Annotated in this window: 15 protein-coding genes; 12 read left to right on the forward strand and 3 right to left on the reverse strand. The window is 70.8% G+C overall.

Annotated features, from left to right (window positions below):
* Nucleotides 1–41: 41 nt before the first annotated feature.
* The 3 genes from ACQ0O7_RS38300 (at nucleotide 42) to pstS (ending at nucleotide 3,569) form a co-directional block, all read left to right on the forward strand.
* A complete protein-coding gene (locus ACQ0O7_RS38300) occupies nucleotides 42–1,244 on the forward strand; it encodes an esterase-like activity of phytase family protein (RefSeq protein WP_430790066.1) in 1,203 nt (400 codons plus the stop codon).
* Between the two features lie 76 nt (nucleotides 1,245–1,320).
* Entirely contained in the window at nucleotides 1,321–2,535 is a 1,215-nt protein-coding gene (locus ACQ0O7_RS38305) for a hypothetical protein (RefSeq protein ID WP_430790068.1), read from the forward strand.
* Nucleotides 2,532–3,569, forward strand: coding sequence for a phosphate ABC transporter substrate-binding protein PstS (pstS, locus tag ACQ0O7_RS38310; RefSeq protein ID WP_430790070.1), 1,038 nt, complete (start codon nucleotides 2,532–2,534; stop codon nucleotides 3,567–3,569). Before ACQ0O7_RS38305 ends, pstS begins: the two co-directional genes overlap by 4 nt.
* A 715-nt stretch (nucleotides 3,570–4,284) precedes the next feature.
* Here pstS and araD read toward each other — a convergent pair.
* The 3 genes from araD to ACQ0O7_RS38325 form a co-directional block, all read right to left on the reverse strand.
* Nucleotides 4,285–4,989, reverse strand: a complete 705-nt coding sequence (araD, locus tag ACQ0O7_RS38315) for an L-ribulose-5-phosphate 4-epimerase AraD (protein WP_430790072.1) — start codon at nucleotides 4,987–4,989, stop codon at nucleotides 4,285–4,287.
* A gap of 151 nt (nucleotides 4,990–5,140) precedes the next feature.
* Nucleotides 5,141–5,593, reverse strand: coding sequence for a hypothetical protein (locus ACQ0O7_RS38320; protein WP_430790074.1), 453 nt, complete (start codon nucleotides 5,591–5,593; stop codon nucleotides 5,141–5,143).
* A gap of 254 nt (nucleotides 5,594–5,847) precedes the next feature.
* Nucleotides 5,848–6,837, reverse strand: a complete 990-nt coding sequence (locus tag ACQ0O7_RS38325) for a LacI family DNA-binding transcriptional regulator (RefSeq protein ID WP_430790165.1) — start codon at nucleotides 6,835–6,837, stop codon at nucleotides 5,848–5,850.
* Nucleotides 6,838–7,206: 369 nt separating this feature from the next.
* Between ACQ0O7_RS38325 and ACQ0O7_RS38330 the strand changes: the two genes are divergently transcribed.
* The 9 genes from ACQ0O7_RS38330 (at nucleotide 7,207) to ACQ0O7_RS38370 (ending at nucleotide 18,860) form a co-directional block, all read left to right on the forward strand.
* Nucleotides 7,207–8,145 carry an ABC transporter substrate-binding protein gene (locus ACQ0O7_RS38330; protein WP_430790076.1) on the forward strand — a complete coding sequence of 313 codons (939 nt, stop codon included), beginning with the start codon at nucleotides 7,207–7,209 and terminating at the stop codon, nucleotides 8,143–8,145.
* Between the two features lie 70 nt (nucleotides 8,146–8,215).
* Nucleotides 8,216–9,742: a sugar ABC transporter ATP-binding protein gene (locus ACQ0O7_RS38335; protein WP_430790078.1), complete on the forward strand. Its 1,527-nt coding sequence runs from the start codon at nucleotides 8,216–8,218 to the stop codon at nucleotides 9,740–9,742.
* Nucleotides 9,739–10,749 carry an ABC transporter permease gene (locus ACQ0O7_RS38340; protein ID WP_430790080.1) on the forward strand — a complete coding sequence of 337 codons (1,011 nt, stop codon included), beginning with the start codon at nucleotides 9,739–9,741 and terminating at the stop codon, nucleotides 10,747–10,749. The genes ACQ0O7_RS38335 and ACQ0O7_RS38340 overlap by 4 nt, the downstream gene beginning before the upstream one ends.
* A gap of 55 nt (nucleotides 10,750–10,804) precedes the next feature.
* Nucleotides 10,805–11,821, forward strand: coding sequence for a galactofuranose ABC transporter, permease protein YjfF (yjfF, locus tag ACQ0O7_RS38345; RefSeq protein ID WP_430790082.1), 1,017 nt, complete (start codon nucleotides 10,805–10,807; stop codon nucleotides 11,819–11,821).
* A gap of 25 nt (nucleotides 11,822–11,846) precedes the next feature.
* Nucleotides 11,847–13,331, forward strand: coding sequence for an L-arabinose isomerase (gene araA / locus ACQ0O7_RS38350; protein ID WP_430790084.1), 1,485 nt, complete (start codon nucleotides 11,847–11,849; stop codon nucleotides 13,329–13,331).
* 335 nt (nucleotides 13,332–13,666) lie between these two features.
* Complete coding sequence (locus tag ACQ0O7_RS38355; protein WP_430790086.1) at nucleotides 13,667–15,274, forward strand: AAA domain-containing protein; 1,608 nt, start codon at nucleotides 13,667–13,669, stop codon at nucleotides 15,272–15,274.
* Nucleotides 15,271–16,041 (forward strand): hypothetical protein, encoded by a 771-nt coding sequence (locus ACQ0O7_RS38360; protein ID WP_430790088.1) that lies wholly within the window; start codon nucleotides 15,271–15,273, stop codon nucleotides 16,039–16,041. Before ACQ0O7_RS38355 ends, ACQ0O7_RS38360 begins: the two co-directional genes overlap by 4 nt.
* A gap of 37 nt (nucleotides 16,042–16,078) precedes the next feature.
* Complete coding sequence (locus ACQ0O7_RS38365; protein ID WP_430790090.1) at nucleotides 16,079–16,627, forward strand: TetR/AcrR family transcriptional regulator; 549 nt, start codon at nucleotides 16,079–16,081, stop codon at nucleotides 16,625–16,627.
* Between the two features lie 34 nt (nucleotides 16,628–16,661).
* Nucleotides 16,662–18,860 carry an MMPL family transporter gene (locus ACQ0O7_RS38370; protein WP_430790092.1) on the forward strand — a complete coding sequence of 733 codons (2,199 nt, stop codon included), beginning with the start codon at nucleotides 16,662–16,664 and terminating at the stop codon, nucleotides 18,858–18,860.
* Nucleotides 18,861–18,915: the final 55 nt, after the last annotated feature.

The following is an 18,915-nucleotide window of genomic DNA, read 5'->3' on the forward strand; positions in this document are numbered from 1 at the left end:
CGTCGGCGCCGGTTCATCCGGGGCGTCTAGGGTCCGGCCACATGCGAAAGATCGTCTCTGTCGGAGCGCTGGCGCTGGCGCTCACCGCGGCCCTTCCCGGCCCGGCCGGCGCCGGCGGCCCGGCCAAGGTCACCACGCCGACGCTGACCGGGTTCGCGTCGCTGCCCGCCACCACCTTCGTGCCGGGCAGCGAGCCGTCCGGCAGCCTGATCACCGGGGACACCAACGGCATCCCGGCGCCCTTCGCCGACCAGCCGGTGCAGGGGTTCTCCGGGATCGCCGACAACGGGGACGGAACGTTCGACGTGCTGTCCGACAACGGGTACGGCAACCAGGCCAACTCGGCCGACTTCCTGCTCCGGATCCACCGGCTGGCCCCCGCGTTCGCCGCCGGTGAGGTGGACGTGCTCGGCGGGATCAGCCTGACCGACCCGGACGGTCACGTGCCCTGGCGGCTGACCCGCGCCGACCGGGTGCTGACCGGCGCCGACTTCGACGTCGAGTCGATCGTCAAGGACGCCCGCGGCGGCTACTGGATCGGCGACGAGTTCGGGCCGTACCTGCTGCACTTCGACCGGGCCGGCCGGCTGCTGTCCGCCCCGGTCCCGCTGGACGGGGTGATCGCGCCGGAGACCGCCGCCCGGACCGGCGTCACCGCCACCCTCGGCGGCAGCAAGGGCTTCGAGGGCCTGGCGAAGTCGCCCGGCGGCCGCCACCTGTACGCGCTGCTGGAGGGCACGGTCACCGGCGACACCCCCGGTGACCTGCGGTTCAGTGAATTCGACACCAGGACCGGGAAATACACCGGCAAGCGGTACGTCTACCGCCTCGGCGCCCCGAACCTGGCCATCGGCGACGCCGTCGCGGTCGACGAGAACCGCTTCCTGATCATCGAGCGGGACAACGGCCAGGGCGCCACCGCCGTGATCAAACGGATCTACCTGGCCGACAAGCGGGACCGGAACCGGGACGGGCTGCTCGACAAGACCCTGCTGGTGGACCTGATGAACGTCGCGAATCCGCACCGGGTCGGCGGCTTCGGCAGCACCTTCACCTTCCCGTTCCAGACCATCGAGGACGTGGTGATCCTGGACGAGAAGACCATCGCGGTATTGAATGACAACAACTTCCCCTTCTCCAGTGGCCGAACCTCCGGAAAAGCCGACAGCAATGAGTGGATCACCATTGCCCTGCCCGGCTCACTCCGTCCCGATAAGCGCATCTTTCCAGCTCAGGGCCGATAAGCAAACGCATTATTAACGTCCGGAAAACTGTCGGGCGCGCTGTCCCGGAATTGCGCTAATGGATTACCGTGGCGGCGTGCCCGTCGATATTCTCCGCGATCACACCCCGGCCCGCCTGCGGTTGTGGTCGCTGCTCACCGCGACCGCGGCGGCCGCCCTGCTGCTCGGCCTCACCGCGGTCATGGCCGGGGTGCGCGAGCAGGTCCGGGTGATCGGGCAGGAGGCCGCGCCGCAGGCGGCCACCGCCGCCGACCTCTACTTCGCCCTCAGCGACCTGGACGCCCAGGTCACCCGGATCCTGCTGGCCGGCGACAGCGACGAACTCGCGAGCAGCCGGGTCGACGCCCTCGGCCTCTACCGTGAGCGCGGCCACCAGGTCGACCGCGACCTGCAACTGCTGCTCAGCACCGCCGCCGAACCGGCCGTCGTGCTCCGGGTGATGGACGGGCTGACCGTCTACCGGCAGCGGGTCGGCCAGGCCCTGACCGCACCCGGCTCGCTCGGCCACTGGACCCAGGCCACCAACCTGCTGCACCTGCGGATCCTGCCGGACGCCGAGCGGTTGCGGGAGGACAGCGCCGAGCGCCTGGACGGGGTGTACCAGGCGAAAGGCTCGTACGAGTCGGCCGGCCTCGCCGTCCTGATCCTCCTCGGCGGGGCGCTGCTCGGTCTGCTGATCCAGCTCCAGGTGTGGATGGCCCGGCGGTTCCGGCGCACCTGGAACCCGGCACTGCTGGCTGCCACCACCCTCAGCGCGGTGCTCCTGGTCTCGGCCGGCGGCGTCCTCGACTACCAGTCCCGCACCCTCGCCGGCGGTCGTGACGACGGGCTCACCCCCTACCTCACGCTCTCCGGGCTGCGGGCGCTAGGCTACGACGCGGCAGCCGACACCGGGCGCTATCTGATCAGTGCCAACCTGGCCTTCTACCGGGACGACTTCACCGGCAAGACCGAACGGCTGACCGACGGCCTGCCCCGCCCCGCCGCCGAGCGCTGGACCGACTATCAGGAGATCCACCTGCGGATCCTCAACCTCGCCGACGCCGGCAAGGACGCCGAGGCGGTCCGGCTGCTGACCGGCATCCGGCGCGGTGACGCGGCCTTCGGCTTCGCCTGGTTCGACGCCTCCGTCGCTGCCGTCACCGACGAGCGCAAAGCCGAGTTCGATCAGTCACTGCGGGCGGCGCGGACAAGCCTGACCGGTGCGACGGTGCTGCCCGGCGTCCTGCTCACCGCGGTCGTCGCGCTGATTCCCCTCGCAGTACGGCGTCGGCTCGCGGAGTACCGATGAGACTTCGATCATCGACCGTGGTGGCGCTGCTCGCCCTGGCCGGATGCACCACACCGGCAGTCGAACCGGACCCGATCGCCTGCGTCAGCGGATCGGTCACCGGACAGGGATCGTCGGCGCAGACCAACGCGATCAACGCGTGGATCAAGGCCTACCAGATCGCCTGCCCCGACGTGGCGGTCGAATACACCGGCACCGGCTCCGGCGCCGGAGTCCGCGACTTCATCGCCGGCACCGGAGACTTCGCCGGCACCGACACCCCACTCAGCGCCGCCGACCAGCAGCGGGCCGACACACGCTGCCGTACCGGGCCGGCCGTCCACCTGCCACTGGTCACCGGGCCGATCGCTCTCGCGTACAACATCGCCGGGGTCGACGGTCTCCGCCTCGGCCCGGAAACCATCGCCCGGATCCTCGCCGGCACCATCACCGTGTGGAACGATCCGGCGATCGCCCGGGACAACAGCGGCACCACCCTGCCGGCCACCCCGATCCGGGTCGTCCACCGCACCGACAGCTCCGGAACCACCGCCAACGTCCGCGCCTACCTGACCGCCGCCGCCCCGTCCGCCTGGACCCACGGCACCGGCAGCGACTGGCCGGTCCCCGGCGGCCTCGGCCGTCGCGGCAGCCACCGGGTGGTCGCCACGATCGCCGCCACCGACGGCGCGATCGGCTACGTCGAGGCTTCCTACGCCCGGGTCACCGACCTGCCCGGCGTCCTCGTCGGCACCAGCGACGGCCGCTGGACCGGCCCGGACGACGCGGCGGCCGCGCTGACGGTGGCCGCCGCCCAGACCACCGGCGACCTGCGCCTGACGATCGGCCACGCCGCGGCAAGCGGCGGCGCGTACCCCATCGTCTCGGTCACCTACCAGATGGTGTGCCGCGGCTCCCTGCCGACGGCGGCCCGAGGTTTCCTGACATACGCCGCCAGCCCAGCGGGTCAGGAGGCGGTCACCAGGGCTGGTTTCGCCCCACTGCCGGCCGCGTTGCAGAGCCAGGTGGCCCAGACCATAGCCACCCTGAGCTGACCGGCCTCTCCATCCCAGCGCACCCGGCTGGATCCCTCGCGCATACGACCCGCACCCCCGCGTCTGGAGTACTCATCACCGGTGGACCGTGGTGCTCTGCCGGGCCCGGGGAGCCTTGTTCTCGGCTGCCTGATCACTTGCGGTCAATCCCTCGCGCGGGCAACCCGTCCCGCCGAGATCTTGGTGGATTTACCACCGGAAAAGGTGGTAAATACACCAAGATCGGCCAGGGTGGAGCCGGAAGGCGGACACTCGCGCGGGGAATTGACCGCGGACGGGCCGGCAGCCCCGAGGAAGATTCCGGGGCGTCTGGGCCCGCACACGACCGGCCACCGTGTGCCCGCATCGGGGCGGAGTCGAGGCGCCCCGCCGAGGATCAGCGCGACTCCCGGCCCGCCATCAAGAGCAAGACTCGGAAATGGTGGCAAATCACCCAGGATTCGGCCGCGAAAGGGCGGCCTTCGGCGTTGGGTCGAAAGCCGGAATGCGGGGTGGAAGCCGGAACGCGGGGTGGAAGCCGGAACGCGGGGTGGAAGCCGGAACGCGGGGTGGAAGCCGGAACGCGGGGTGGAAGCCGGAACGCGGGCTGGAGGATCCGGTGCCAGAGGCNTCGAGCGTCGCTCCATGCCCGGCCTGAGGCGTGTGCGCGGTCAGCGGGGTCGCGGATGCCCGCCCAAGGGGGTTGGCGGGCATCCGCTGGTCCGGTGGGGTGGGGCTACTTGGGGTTGCCGTAGTAGGCGCCGGGGCCGTGCTTGCGCTTGAAGTGGCGTTCCTGCAGGTGGCTCGGGGTGCTGGCCTGCGGGTTGAGGGCCAGTGTCTTGAGGGCCATCTCGGCGACGGCTTCCAGGATGATGCCGTGCTCGACCGACTTCATCGGGGTGGCGCCCCACGTGAACGGGCCGTGGTTGGCCACCAGGGCGGCCGGCATGCCGGCGGCAGCCTCGTCGTCGCCGATGCGTTCCACGATGACCCGGCCGGTGTTGAGTTCGTAGTCGGTGGCGCACTCCTCGGCGGTCAGCCCGCGGGTGACCGGGACCGGGCCGTCGAAGGTGTCGGCGTGGGTGGTGCCGAGGACCGGCACGTCCCGGTTGGCCTGGGCGAACGCCACCGCGTTCGTCGAGTGGGTGTGGGTGACGCCGCCGATCGACGGCCACGCCAGGTAGAACGCCCGGTGGCTTTCGCTGTCGACGGACGGGCGCAGGTCGCCGTCGAGGACCTTGCCGGTGGCCAGGTCGACCGGCACCAGGTCGTCCTCGGTGAGTTGGTCGTAGGCCACCCCGGACGGCTTGATCACGTAGAGGCCGGCTTCGCGGTCGATGCCGCTGACGTTGCCCCAGGTGAGCTGGGCCAGTCCGGCCTGGGGGATCCGCTTGTTGGCCAGCAGCACGGCCCGGCGCAGGGCCGTCGATCCGTAAGTCACGTCGTTCTTCTCCTCGACCGCCGGATGTGAGCGCCGGATGTGAGCACCGGATGTTAGCGCTCACCCTAGCGGAGCCACACGGGTCCGACACAAGGTCGAAACGCAGGTATGTTAGCGACAACAGGATGCCGGTGGGGCATCACCGCTGAAGTTACCCGGTCGTCCGGCGCTGCGTGACCACACGCACCATGTTGCGCAGGTGCCGGCGCAGGCCGCCGACCGGTTCGGGGACGGCACGGGAGTTGGTGCCGCGTGGCGGGAGGGCTCGCAGGTTGGGCGGCGTGGTGCGGGGGAGTGGGATCCGGGGCGCGCTGCCGGGCGCCTGCCAGGTGAACGCGGCGCCGCCGAGCACGACGGTACGGCCGGCGGGGCAGATGCCGGAGCGCCGGTCGGCGACCGCGTCGGTCGGGCCGTAGACGATCATGACGCTGGTGGCGTCACCGGTGCGTACCGCCCAGACCGCGCCGTAACCACGCAGCGCGGTCAGCAGCGCGTCCCGGCCACGCAGCGGAATGGTCACCTCGTGACCGGACGCGTCCCGGACGTGCAGGACGCCGGAGAGTCGTGGCGCGCGCCGGCGGAACCAGGCGTTCGCGGAGGCCATCGGTCACCGTCCCCTCGTGTGCGCGCAACCCCCGGCCGGTGCGGCCGGGCCCTGCGGGAACGGTGTGTCATCGATGAGCACCCCTCGGACTGTAGCGGCGCGAAGCCGCCGAACAACCCTCGGTCACTGATGAGCGTGAGTCGGATTCCGGTCAGCGGAGGAGAGCGAGGGGAGGGGAGCAGCAGGCGGGAAGGAGAGCACCGCCCCGGACCGGGGTGCTGGGACCGGTCCGGGGCGGGCGATCAGGGCCGGCGTCAGAGGCGTGTCGCCGCACTGGCCCGCGGCACCAGCCGGGGCGCCACCACCACGTCCTCCGGCGGCGCGTCCCCGTCCGGTACGGCCATGTGCCGCAGCAGCAGGGCGAGGGCCCGCCGCCCCAGCTCGGCGAAGTCCTGGTGCACGGTGGTGAGCGGCGGCAGGAAGTACCCGGAGTCCGGCATGTCGTCGAATCCGGTGACGCTGACGTCCTCCGGCACCCGCCGCCCGGATTCCTGGAGGGCGCGGAGCACCCCGAGGGCGATCCGGTCGTTGGCGCAGAACACCGCGGTCACCGAGGGGTCGGTGGCGAGCCGGCGGCCCTGTTCGTAGCCGGCGGCGGCGTCCCACCAGCCGGCGGTCACCGGGGGTACCACGGCGCCGGCCGCGTACAGGGTGTCCCGCCAGCCGTCGACCCGGGACTGGGCTTCCGGCCAGTCGAGTGGCCCGGCGACGTGGTGGACGGTGCGGTGGCCGAGGTCGAGCAGGTGCCGGGTGGCGAGGCGGGCTCCGGCGCTGTTGTCCACCCGTACGGTGGGGAATCCGGCTTGTCCGTCTCCGCCGACGGCCACGCAGGGCATGCCGGCGGGCGCGTGGGTGAGTGCCGTGGTGACCGCGTGTTTGGGGGCGATGGCGATGATCCCGTCGACGCCGTGCTGGACCAGCCGGTCGACGGCTTCGAGGACCGGCCGGTGGGACAGGTCCCGGACGGTGGCCACGCTGACCAGGTAACCGGCGGCCCGGGCGGCGCTCTCGATGCCGTACAGCATGGATTCGGGTCCGAAGAGGGTGGTCTCGAAGCCGACTATGCCGAGGGTGTGCGATTCGCGGGTGGCGAGGGTGCGGGCGGCCAGGTTGCGGCGGTAGTTGAGGGAGCGCATGGCGGCCAGGACCCGTTCCCGCGTCTCGGCGCGGACGTTGGGGTGCTCGTTGATCACCCGGGACACGGTCTGGTGTGAGACACCGGCCAGTTTGGCCACGTCACGCATGACGCTGCCGCGCTCTTTACCGGGTCTCGGCCGGGGCGCGGGCAGGGGTGGTGCGGTGGCCGGCTCGAAGCCCGGCACCTGGTCAGATGTCGCCATTGGACGATTCCTAGCAGCTTCCGCTCGATCACCACGGGTGAGATAGGCGTTCTTGCAACAGATCCGAAACGTTGATCGCTATCTCTTGACGGCTGGGTTGAGAACGGTAACACTCACGAAACGCAAGCTGTGACGGCGGTCGCAGTAGGACGCCGAGTTCCGCGGATTTTGCCTGGTAGGCGGGTCCGCTGCTTCTTTGTGAACGGTAACAGTTCTGGAGGGATTGTAGTGCGCAGGTCTCTGTCTGTAGCGGTTTTCAGTGGTCTCCTGGCCGTGTCCACGCTCGCCGGCTGCGGCGGTGGCGAGGGCGGCTCCGAGGGTGGCTCCGACGACGGCAAGATCACCCTTGGTTTCTCACAGGTGGGCGCCGAGAGCGGCTGGCGTACCGCGAACACCAAGTCGATCCAGGAGTCGGCCGCGGCCGCCGGGATCGACCTGAAGTTCTCCGACGCGCAGGGCAAGCAGGAGAACCAGATCACCGCCATCCGTAGCTTCATCACGCAGAAGGTGGACGTCATCGCCTTCTCGCCGGTGGTCACCTCCGGCTGGGACGCGGTGCTGAAGGAGGCCAAGGACGCCGACATCCCGGTGATCCTGACCGACCGCGCGGTCGACTCGCAGGACACCTCGCTGTACGAGTCGTTCCTCGGCTCGGACTTCAAGGTGGAGGGCCAGAAGGCCGGCGAGTGGCTGGTCAAGGAGTACGAGGGCAAGAGCGACCCGGTCAACATCGTCGAGCTGCAGGGCACCACCGGTTCGGCGCCGGCGCTGGACCGGCAGTCGGGCTTCGCCGAGGCGATCGCCAAGAACCCGAACCTGAAGATCGTCAAGACCCAGACCGGTGACTTCAAGCGTGCCGACGGCAAGACGGTGATGGAGACCTTCCTGCAGTCCACGCCGGACATCGACGTGCTCTACGCGCACAACGACGACATGGGCCTGGGTGCCATCGAGGCGATCGAGGCGGCCGGCAAGAAGCCCGGCACCGACATCAAGATCATCACGGTGGACGCGGTCAAGGACGGCATGACCGCTCTGGCCGACGGCAAGATCAACTTCATCGTCGAGTGCTCCCCGCTCCTCGGCCCGCAGCTGATGGACATCGCCAAGAAGGTCCACGCCGGCGAGACCGTCGAGAAGCGGATCCTCACCGAGGAGACCACCTTCACCCAGGAGCAGGCCAAGACCGAGCTCCCGAACCGCAAGTACTGATCGTCGAAATGCCCCGTAGGTCGCCGTGGCTGCAGCCACGGCGACCTACGGCGCTCGAAACGGAGCCATGATGGGCGAGCAGTCCCCGGTCCTCGAGATGGCCGGGATCCGCAAAGTCTTCCCCGGCGTCGTCGCTCTCGACGGCGTCGATTTCCGGTTGTTCCCGGGCGAGGTGCACGCCCTGATGGGTGAGAACGGCGCCGGGAAATCCACCCTGATCAAGGTGCTGACCGGGGTCTACGAGATCGACGGCGGCGAGATCAAGCTCGGCGGGACGCCGGTGCGGATCGCCGGCCCGCTCCAGGCGCAGCAGGCCGGGGTCAGCACGGTCTACCAGGAGGTCAACCTCTGCACCAACCTCTCGGTCGCGGAGAACATCTTCATCGGCCGCGAGCCCCGCAGGTTCGGCAAGATCCAGTGGGGGAGGATGCGCAGCCGGGCCGCCGAGCTGCTCTCCCGGCTCGACCTGGACCTCGACGTGTCCGCGCCGCTGAGCAGCTACTCGCTGGCGATCCAGCAGATGGTGGCGATCGCCCGCGCGATCGACATCGAGGCCCGGGTGCTGATCCTGGACGAGCCCACCTCCAGTCTCGACACCTCCGAGGTGGAGCAGCTCTTCCGGATCATGCGCCGGCTCAAGGAATCCGGCGTGGCGATCCTGTTCGTCTCGCACTTCCTGGACCAGGTGTACGAGGTGTCCGACCGGCTCACCGTGCTGCGCAACGGCCAGCTGATCGGTGAGTACAAGACCGCCGAGCTGCCCCAGGTCCAGCTGGTCGAGAAGATGATCGGCAAGGAGCTGGCCGCGCTGGAGGACCTGGAGGACAAGGCCCAGCGCAACCGGGAACGGGCCGCCGGGGCGAAGCCGGTGCTGGAGGCGCGAGGGCTCGGGCGCACCGGTGCGATCGCCCCCTACGACCTGACCATCCACGCCGGCGAGGTGGTCGGCCTGGCCGGGCTGCTCGGCTCCGGGCGTACCGAATTGGCACGACTGCTCTTCGGCGCGGACAAGGCGGACCAGGGCGAGATCCATCTCGACGGCACCGCCACCACCCTGCGGGATCCGCGCGCGGCCATGAAGCACGGCATCGCCTTCTCCTCGGAGAACCGCCGGACCGAGGGCATCATCGGCGACCTGAGCGTCCGGGAGAACATCATCCTGGCGCTGCAGGCCTCCCGGGGCTGGACCCGGCCGATCCCGCGCAAGAAGCAGGACGAGATCGTCGACAAGTACATCAAGGCCCTGCAGATCCGGCCCGCCGACCCGGAGCGCCCGGTCCGCAACCTCAGCGGTGGCAACCAGCAGAAGGTGCTGCTCGCCCGGTGGCTGATCACCGAGCCCCGGCTGCTGATCATCGACGAGCCGACCCGGGGCATCGACGTCGGCGCCAAGGCCGAGATCCAGAAGCTGGTCGCCGAGCTGTCCGACGGCGGGATGGCGGTGCTGTTCGTCAGTGCCGAGCTGGAGGAGGTGCTGCGGCTCAGCCACAAGATCGAGGTGCTGCGGGACCGTCGCCTGGTCGAGGAGCTGGAGAACACCGCGGGCGTCGACGCCGACCGCATCATGCAGACCATCGCCAGCGGAGCAACGTCATGACCTCCATACTGAAGAACCGTCTCTTCTGGCCGGCAGCCATCCTGGTGGTGCTGCTGGTCGTCAACGCGTTCACGTCCAACCAGTTCCTGACCGTCCACGACGGCCACCTCTTCGGTTCGCTGATCGACATCCTGCGGGGCAGTTCGGCGCTGATCCTGGTCGCGCTCGGGATGACCCTGGTGATCGCGACCGGCGGCATCGACCTGTCGGTGGGCGCGGTGATGGCCATCTCCGGCGCGGTCGCCTGCCTGCTGATCCAGGACCTGCCGAACCAGAACGCGGTCGGCTCGGTGCTCGGGATCATCGCCATCGCCATCGGGGTGTCGCTGGTGATGGGCCTGTGGAACGGCACCCTGGTGGCGATCATCGGAGTTCAGCCGATCATCGCCACGCTGATCCTGATGGTGGCCGGGCGGGGCATCGCCCAGCTGATCACCGACGGTCAGATCATCAACGTGCAGTCCGGCCCGTACGCCACCATCGCCACCGGCTTCTTCCTGGGATTGCCGGTCGCGTTCCTGATCGCGGCCGCCGCGGTCGCGCTGATCCTGCTGCTCACCCGGCGGACCGCGCTGGGCCTGCTGCTGGAGTCGGTCGGCGGCAGCCCGACCGCGAGCCGGCTGGCCGGCATCGGCGCCCGGCGGATCACGATCATGGTGTACGTGGTGGCCGGTGGCTTCGCCGGACTCGCCGGCCTGATCTACAGCGCCAACATCAAGAGCGCGGACAGCATCTCGGCCGGCAACCTGATCGAACTGGACGCCATCCTGGCCGTGGTGATCGGCGGCACCGCCCTGATCGGCGGCCGCTTCTCGATCGCCGGCACGGTGATCGGCGCGATCCTGATCCAGACCCTGTCCGTGACGGTCGTCGCGATCGGCATCCCGCCCGAGGCGAACCTGCTGTTCAAGGCAGTCGTCGTGGTGGCGCTCTGCCTGTCGCAGTCCCCGGACTTCCGGGCGAAGGTCTTCGGGCGGTTCAAGACGCGAGAGGTCGTGGCGGCATGACCGAGCGTAGCGAGCGTCATGATCGCGCTGTGGTGCGGGAGTGGGGAGACACGGCATGACCACTGCGTCCATGACACCGGTGACCAAAGGGCCCGAGCTGAACAAGCGGCGCCGGGTCTACAAGCCGAACACCAAGTACATCCCGATCCTGGCCACCCTCGGCCTGCTCGCGGTCATGTACATCACCGGCGTCGCCCGCTATGAGAACTTCGGCGACCCGAGCGTCTTCGTCAACCTGTTCCGGGACAACGCGGTGCTCCTGGTGGTCGCGGTCGGGATGACCTTCGTGATCATCACGGGTGGCATCGACCTGTCGGTCGGCGCGGTCATCTCGCTGACCACGGTGCTCACCGCGACGCTGCTCAAGGGCGACTGGCCGCCACTTGTCGTGCTCCCGGCGGTGCTGATCCTCGGCGCCCTGATCGGCGCCGGCCAGGGCGCGGTGATCCACTTCTTCAAGGTGGAGCCGTTCATCGCCACCCTCGCCGGGCTGTTCCTGGCCCGCGGCCTGGCACTGTTCATCAACCAGCAGTCGATCCCGATCCGCAACGAGACGTGGAGCGCGATCTCGGACTACCGGATCCCCCTGGCCGACGGGGTGGTCACCAAGCCGAACGCGATCATCGCCCTGCTCGTGGTGATCATCGCGGCGGCGGTGCTGGCCTGGACCCGGTTCGGCCGCAACGTGTACGCGATCGGCGGCAGCTCCGACTCGGCCCTGCTGATGGGCCTGCCGGTGGGGCGGACCCGGATCGTCGTCTACACCATCAGCGGGTTCTGCGCGGCGCTCGGCGGAGTGCTCTACTCGATCAACTCCACGTCCGGGCACGCGCTGCAGGGCAACGGCTACGAGCTGGACGCGATCGCCGCCTGTGTGATCGGCGGTGTCCTGCTCACCGGCGGTGCCGGTTACGTGTGGGGCACGCTGCTCGGTGTGATGGTGGCCGGCCTGATCACGACGATCATCAACTTCCAGGGCGACCTGAACGCGGCCTGGACCCGGATCGTCGTGGGCGTGCTGCTCTTCGTCTTCATCGTGATGCAGCGCCTTGTCACGAGAAAAGCGAAATAACTCTTAATAAGGACAAAGGGGTAACATGAGTAACGGGGAAGTCTGGTTCCTCACCGGGAGCCAGGGACTCTACGGCCCGGAGACGCTCGACCAGGTCGCCACCCAGTCCCGCGAGATCGCCGCGAGACTGGACGCGCAGCTCGACGCGGACGTCGTCTGGCAGCCGGTGCTGACCAGCCCGGAGCAGATCCTGGACATCTGCCGCCGGGCCTCCTCGGCCCCCGGCGTGCTCGGTGTGGTCGCCTGGATGCACACGTTCTCACCGGCCAAGATGTGGATCGCCGGGCTGGACGCGCTCCGGGCCCCGCTGCTGCACCTGCACACCCAGCACAACGTCGAACTGCCCTGGTCCGAGATCGACATGGACTTCATGAACCTCAACCAGGCCGCGCACGGCGACCGGGAGTTCGGGTTCATCGAGGCCCGGCTCGGGGTGCCCCGCAAGACGGTGGCCGGGCACGTCAGCAACCCGGCCGTGGTGGCCCGGATCGCCACCTGGGTGAAGGCGGCCCGGGGCTACGCGGCGATGCGCACCCTCAAGCTGGCCCGCTTCGGCGACAACATGCGGGACGTGGCGGTCACCGAGGGCGACAAGGTCGAGGCCCAGTTGCGGTTCGGCGTCTCGGTGAACACGTACGGCGTCAATGATCTTGTGGCCGTTGTCGATCAGATCGGCGATGCCGAGATCGACAAGCTGGTCGAGGAGTACCGGGACACCTACGAGGTCGCCCCGGAACTGCTCGGCGACCGGCTCGACTCGCTGCGCTACGGCGCCCGGATCGAACTCGGCCTGCGACAGTTCCTGACCGAGGGCGGCTTCAAGGCGTTCACCTCGAACTTCGAGGACCTCGGCGGCCTGCGCCAGCTCCCCGGCCTGGCGGTCCAGCGACTGATGGCCGACGGCTACGGCTTCGGCGGTGAAGGCGACTGGAAGACGTCCGTTCTGGTTCACACGCTCAAGGCGATGGCCCCGGGCGGCGGAACGTCGTTCATGGAGGACTACACCTACGACCTCACTCCGGGTAACGAGGTCATCCTGGGTGCCCACATGCTCGAGGTGTGCCCGACGATCGCCGCCGGCAAGCCCAAGCTGGAGATCCACCCGCTCGGCATCGGCGGCCGCGAGGACCCGGTCCGGCTGGTCTTCGACGCCGCACCCGGCCCCGCGATCGTTCTCGGACTCGCCGACCTGGGCGAACGCTTCCGCCTGGTGGCCAACGAGATCGAGGTGGTCCCGCCGACCGCGCCGCTGCCGAAACTCCCGGTCGCCCGCGCGGTCTGGAAACCTGCCCCGTCGCTGTCCACGTCCGCCGAGTGCTGGCTGACCGCCGGCGGCCCGCACCACACCGTCCTGTCGTCCGCGGTCGGGCCTGAGGAACTCGCCGATCTGGCCGAGATGGCCGGCACCGAACTCCTGATCATCGACGAGTCCACGACGACCCGCTCGTTCGCCAAGGAGGTCCGCTGGAACCAGGCCTACCACCGCCTGGCCCGCGGTTTCGGCCGATGAGGACCGGATGAGCGTTGAGTGAAGGTTGGACGGCCCCGCCCGGTTTCCCGCCGGTCGGGGCCGTTTCCAAACCCGATATCGTACGACTTATCCACAGCTGGACGTCGTCCGCGCGACACAGGCGGCCCGTCCCGGCCGACCCCGCGACCGCCGGGCGAAGCCCGCCGTCACCGGAGGGCGGCCCAGGACCGATCGGCATGCCGCGCTGCCGGCGACCGCTCCGGTGCCGGTCCGGGTGAGCGATCCGCGCCGGTCGAGTGTCCGCCCGCCGGCCGCCGGCGGGTGCTTCACAAGCCGGTTTGATGGGCCGCACCGGGCACAACTATGGTGAGCGGATGGCGTCGACCCTTGTCGATCTAGAGCATTCGTCGTTTCGGCACGAGGGGTTCTGCGCCGCTCTGGAACTGGCCGTGGCCGCCGCCCGGGAGCTGGGGCCGGTCCGGGGGCCGGTGACGCGGGACACCGGACTGGACGAGCGGGTCCAGCGGGACGCGATCCTGCGCCTACGGTCCGGGGCGACGGCCAACCCGGGCTTGCTGCCACTGCTGGCCGACGGCCTGTTCCGGGAACCGGACCCCGGTGCGCCGTCGAGCCCGGCCGGTAGCACGAGCCCGGCCGGTACCGCGGACGCCGCTGACGAAGTGCATCGCGCGCTGGCCGTGCCGGACCTGTTCTGCCTGGTGGCGCCGCCGGGGACGGTGCGGGCCCGGGCGGTTCTGGAGATCGTCCGGGCGGCCGTCGAGCGGGGTGAGCGGGTGCTGATCGCCGCGCCGGTGCCGCCCACCGTGGAGACGATCGTGGCCCACCTGCCGTCCGGGGCGACGGTGATCCGTGCCGATCAGGCCGGGTCCGGGCCGGGCAGTATCACGGACGCGGGGTCGGGGGTGCAGACCCGGATCCTGGCGCGTTCGCAGTCCGCGGCCCGGGCGCTGGAACCGTGGCTGGGGGAGCCGTCACCGGCTCTGGGCTGGCTGCGGCGGCTGACCACCTCGCTGGACGAGGCCGCCGAGGCGCGGGAGCGGGCCGACCGGGCGACCGCGCACCGGGAGGCGACGGTGTCCGAGGCCCGGGAGCGGCTGGGCGCCGGTCTGCGGGCGGCCGGTGACGCGCGGGAGGCGGCGGGCGCCGAGGGCGCGGCGACGGCGGCCGAGGTGGAACGATTGACGGCCGCGTTGCGCCGAGCCGAGAGTTCCTGGCTGCGCCGGTGGGGTGCGGGCGGGCTGCGGCGGCGGCTGGGGGAGGCGGTCCGGTTCGCGGCGGCCGCCCGGGCGGCGTCGCATCAGGCGGCCGCCCGCTCCGCGGAGAGCGCTCGCCTGCTGGCCCTGGCCGTGGAGCAGGACGGTGTGGTGCGGGCGGCGGCGGACCGGGCCGCGTTCGCTGATCTGGCCGCGGCGCGGGCGCTGGAGTCGGCCGAGCGGGCCGCGCATCATCTGGCCCGGCTGCTGGACGGGGTGGCCGAGGTCCCGGAGTGGGCGCCCGACCCGGCGGGGCTGGCCGTCTTCGCCGAGTACTGCGCCGGGCGGGAGCCGGTGCTGCGTGTCCGGGCCGGGTTGTTGCGGGAGTGGCGTCAGCGGGCCGCCCGGCCGACCCGGCAGTTGCATCCGGAGCTGTTGCGGTATGCCGACGTGGTGGCCACCACCTGCCTGGGTGCGGGCCGGCCGGAGCACGGTGATCTGGAGTTCGACCTGCTGGTGCTGGAGGACGCGTCCCGGGTGGCACTGCCGGAGGCGCTGGTGCCGCTGGTCCGGGCGCGGCGGGCGGTGCTGGTGGGGGAGTCCCGGCCGGCGCCGTTGCGGGACGCCGAGGTGGTGCGGGCCTGGGTGGCGGCGCGCTGCCCGGCCGGCGCCGACCCGGGTGAGCCGGCCGCGTTGTTGACCGGGAGTGTGTTCGCCCGGGTGATGTCGCTGGCGCCGGAGCGGAACCGGGCGGTGGCGGGCCGGTGACCGAGGCGGCGCACCTTCCGTTGCGGGAGGTGATCCGGCGGGTGGGTGCGCTTCCTGAGGTCCGGCCGGTGCGGTTCGTGCCGTTGCTGCTGCCGATGTGGGCGGTGGAGGTTCGGGCCACGGTCCGGGAGGCGCACGCGTACGACGTACTGGATCGGTATCTGACCCGGGCCCTGGCCGAGGCGGGGCTGTCCGGGATCGCCGAGCTGGCCGGGTTCCTCGGGGTGGAGCCGGTGCTGGTGGAGCGGACGGCCCGGTTCCTGGAGGGGATCGGGCACGTGCGGCGGCGGGCCGGCCGGCTGGAGTTGACCGTGCTGGGGCGCCGTTCGGTCACCGACGGGCGGCGTTACCTGTTGTCGGCGGAGCGGCGGATGACGTTGCGGTTCGACGGCTGCCGGGGTGAGCCGGTGCCGTTCGCGCACGCCACCCATGCGGTGTGGCTGGCCGAGCCGGTGCTGACGCTGCCGGACGGGACGGTGTTCGCGCCGGTCGGGACGCCGGCTGAGCTGCCCGGGGACGCGGTGGCCCGGCTGTTGGCGCGTGCCGATCTGGCGGATTTCACCGGCCCGGCGGTTCCGGTGGACGTGGCCGCCTCGACGCCACGGGCGGTGTGGCTGCCGGTCTATCTGGTGGAGTGCGAGGACGAGCCGCTGGTGTTCGGCTGGGCGGTGGACGGGCCCGATCCGTACCTTTTGCGGGTTTATCTCGGTAGCGCCGGGGAATGGGATCTTAACGTTTCGCAGTGTGGGGACCGCCACGGTCCCTGACCGACCAGGTTGGTCCATTACGGTCTACGGTGGTCCCATGCCCCGTCCCACCAAACAGCAGATCGACGACGAGATCCTCGAAACCGCCGCCCAGCTCTTCGCCCGGCACGGCTTCAAGGAGACCTCGGTCCAGCGGATCGCGGACTCGGTCGGCTACTCCAAGACCGGTCTGCTGCACCGCTTCCCCACCAAGGAGGCGCTGCAGGCGGCGGTCATCGACCGGTGCGTGGAGCAGATCCGCGACACCGGCTCCGACGTCGCCGGGCTGCCGGCCGGGCCGGAGCGGGACAGGGTGGTGCTCACCCACATCGCCGAGCTGGCCACGGCCAGCCCCGGCATCGTCGCCCTGCTGCTCTCCTCACTGCTCAGCGAGCCGGAGAGCGACATGGGCTGTGCCCTGGAGTCGATCGGCAAGAGCATCGCCGGCGCCTTCGGGGACGACCTCGGCGCCGACCTCGCCCGAGCCCTGCGGGTCACCGCGGCGCTCGGCGCGGTCGCCGTCGCCAGCGTGGCCCTCCGTGACCATCACACGCCCGAGACCACAGCCGCCCTCGCCGAGATCGGCTGGAACACGCTCGGGCACTGAAGACCACCCTCTTCAAGAACCAAGGGAACCTCTCATGGCAACGCTGCTGCACCGCCTCGGGCTGGCCTCGGTCCGACATCGTCTGCTCGTCACGATCGCCTGGCTGGTGGCCCTGGTCGCCGTCGGGGTCGGCGCGGGCACCCTCTCCGGCGCCACCGCCAACACGTTCAGCATCCCCGGCCAGGAGTCGACCACCGCGCTCTCCCTGATGGAGGAGCGGTTCGGGGACACCTCGTCGGGCGCCACCGTGCAGGTGGTGTTCCAGGCCCCGGACGGCCAGAAGATCACCGACCCGGTGAACGCCGCCCAGGTCACCGAGCTGGTCGGCACCCTGGGCAAGCTGCCCGGCGTGGCCGGCGCGTCGAACCCGCTCGACCCGCAGGCGCCCACCGTGTCACAGGACCAGGTGGCGGCGTACAGCTCGGTCACCTATCCGGTGCAGCCCTCCGAGGTCACCGAGGAGCAGCGCGAGGCCATCCTCGACCTGGTCGAGCAGGCCGGCTCCGGCGCGCTGACCGTGGAGGCCCGCGGTGAGGCGCTGAGCAACCCGGCCGACATCGGCGGCGCCTCCGAGATCCTCGGCGTCGTGGTCGCGCTGATCGTGCTCGCCCTGACGTACGGCTCCCTGGTCGCCGCCGGGATGAACCTGCTGACCGCGATCGTCGGCGTCGGCATCGGCGCGGCCGGCATCGTCACCCTGACCGGTTTCATGGACCTGCAGTCCACCACCCCGATCCTCGCGGTCATGCTCGGCCTCGCCGTCGGCATCGACTACGCGCTGTTCATCGTCACCCGGTTCCGGCACGAGCTGCGCCGCGGCCTGTCCGTGGAGGCTGCCGCCGCGATGAGCGTCGGCACCGCCGGGGCCGCCGTCGTCACCGCCGGCCTGACCGTGGTCATCGCCCTGGCCGGCCTGTCCGTCGTCGGCATCCCGTTCCTCAGCGAGATGGGCATCGCCGCCGCGGCCACCATCGTGATCGCCGTGCTGGTCGCGATCACCCTGGTCCCGGCCATCCTCGGCTGGATCGGCGCCCGGGCGCTGCCGCGTAAGCAGCGCCAGGCCGAGCCCGGCTCGGTGGACCCGGACGTGCTGCCGGACGGCCGCGGCTTCATCAAGGGCTGGGCCCGGATGGTCACCGAGCAGCGCTGGCTCAGCCTGATCGTCGCGGTCGCGCTGCTCGGCGTCATCGCGATCCCGTTCTTCTCGATGAAGACCACCCTCGCCCAGCGGGCCGCCGAGGGCAGCACCCAGGCGTACGCCCAGGAGATCATGGACGCCCGGTTCGGTCCCGGCGTCAGCAGCCCGCTGCTGATCCTGGTCGACGGGCCGAACTCGGCCGCCCACGCCACCGAGGTGCAGAAGCAGGTCGCCGGGCTGCCCGACGTGGCGATGGCCCTGCCGGCCACCCCCAACCCGGACGGGTCCGCCGCCCTCATCACGATCATCCCGGCGTCCGGTCCCGAGGACGAGAAGACCGTCGACCTGGTGCACGCGATCCGGGACCAGACCGCCGACGCGGACGGCGCCGAGGTGTACGTCACCGGCAGCACCGCGATCAGCATCGACGTGTCGCAGAAGCTCAACGACGCGCTGCCGGTCTACCTCGCCCTCGTCGTCGGCCTGGCGTTCGTGCTGCTGGTGCTGGTGTTCCGGTCGCTGATGGTCCCGGTCGTCGGGGTGCTCGGCTTCCTGCTGACGATCGGTGCGGCGTTCGGCGCCACGGTCGCGGTCTTCCAGTGGGGCTGGGCCGCCGACGCGGTCAACGCCGGCTCCACCGGCCCGATCCTGAGCCTCGCGCCGATCATCATCGTCGGCATCCTGTTCGGTCTGGCCATGGACTACCAGGTGTTCCTGGTGTCCCGGATGCACGAGGCGCACGCCCACGGCGCCGGCCCGAAGGAGGCCATCGTCACCGGCTTCCGGCAGGCGGCCCCGGTCGTCATCGCCGCGGCCACCATCATGTTCGCGGTGTTCGCCGCCTTCGTCCCGGAGGGCAACGACACGATCAAGCCGATCGCGTTCGCCCTGGCGGTGGGTATCGCCTTCGACGCCTTCATCGTCCGCATGATCGCGGTACCGGCGGCGCTGGCCCTCCTCGGCCGCGCGGCCTGGTGGCTGCCGTCCTGGCTGCGCTGGCTCCCCGAGCTGGACGTGGAGGGCGCGGCCCTGGAGCGCAAGCCCCCGGTGATCGACCCCGAGCCCACCCGGGACACCCTCCCGACGTCGGCCTGACCCGCCACCACCCCGCGTGCCGCACAACGGTCCGATCCGGACCGTTGTGCGGCAC

The organism is Actinoplanes sp. G11-F43 (assembly GCF_050589265.1).
Classification (GTDB): Bacteria; Actinomycetota; Actinomycetes; order Mycobacteriales; family Micromonosporaceae; genus Actinoplanes.

What these genes read in the sequence shown, in the direction of transcription:
- ACQ0O7_RS38300 (WP_430790066.1), top strand. Translation starts at nt 42, where the DNA reads ATGCGAAAGATCGTCTCTGTCGGAGCGCTGGCGCTGGCGCTCACCGCG.
- pstS (WP_430790070.1), top strand. Translation starts at nt 2,532, where the DNA reads ATGAGACTTCGATCATCGACCGTGGTGGCGCTGCTCGCCCTGGCCGGA.
- ACQ0O7_RS38320 (WP_430790074.1), bottom strand. Translation starts at nt 5,593, where the DNA reads ATGGCCTCCGCGAACGCCTGGTTCCGCCGGCGCGCGCCACGACTCTCC.
- ACQ0O7_RS38325 (WP_430790165.1), bottom strand. Translation starts at nt 6,837, where the DNA reads ATGCGTGACGTGGCCAAACTGGCCGGTGTCTCACACCAGACCGTGTCC.
- ACQ0O7_RS38335 (WP_430790078.1), top strand. Translation starts at nt 8,216, where the DNA reads ATGGGCGAGCAGTCCCCGGTCCTCGAGATGGCCGGGATCCGCAAAGTC.
- ACQ0O7_RS38340 (WP_430790080.1), top strand. Translation starts at nt 9,739, where the DNA reads ATGACCTCCATACTGAAGAACCGTCTCTTCTGGCCGGCAGCCATCCTG.
- yjfF (WP_430790082.1), top strand. Translation starts at nt 10,805, where the DNA reads ATGACCACTGCGTCCATGACACCGGTGACCAAAGGGCCCGAGCTGAAC.
- araA (WP_430790084.1), top strand. Translation starts at nt 11,847, where the DNA reads ATGAGTAACGGGGAAGTCTGGTTCCTCACCGGGAGCCAGGGACTCTAC.
- ACQ0O7_RS38355 (WP_430790086.1), top strand. Translation starts at nt 13,667, where the DNA reads ATGGCGTCGACCCTTGTCGATCTAGAGCATTCGTCGTTTCGGCACGAG.
- ACQ0O7_RS38365 (WP_430790090.1), top strand. Translation starts at nt 16,079, where the DNA reads ATGCCCCGTCCCACCAAACAGCAGATCGACGACGAGATCCTCGAAACC.
- ACQ0O7_RS38370 (WP_430790092.1), top strand. Translation starts at nt 16,662, where the DNA reads ATGGCAACGCTGCTGCACCGCCTCGGGCTGGCCTCGGTCCGACATCGT.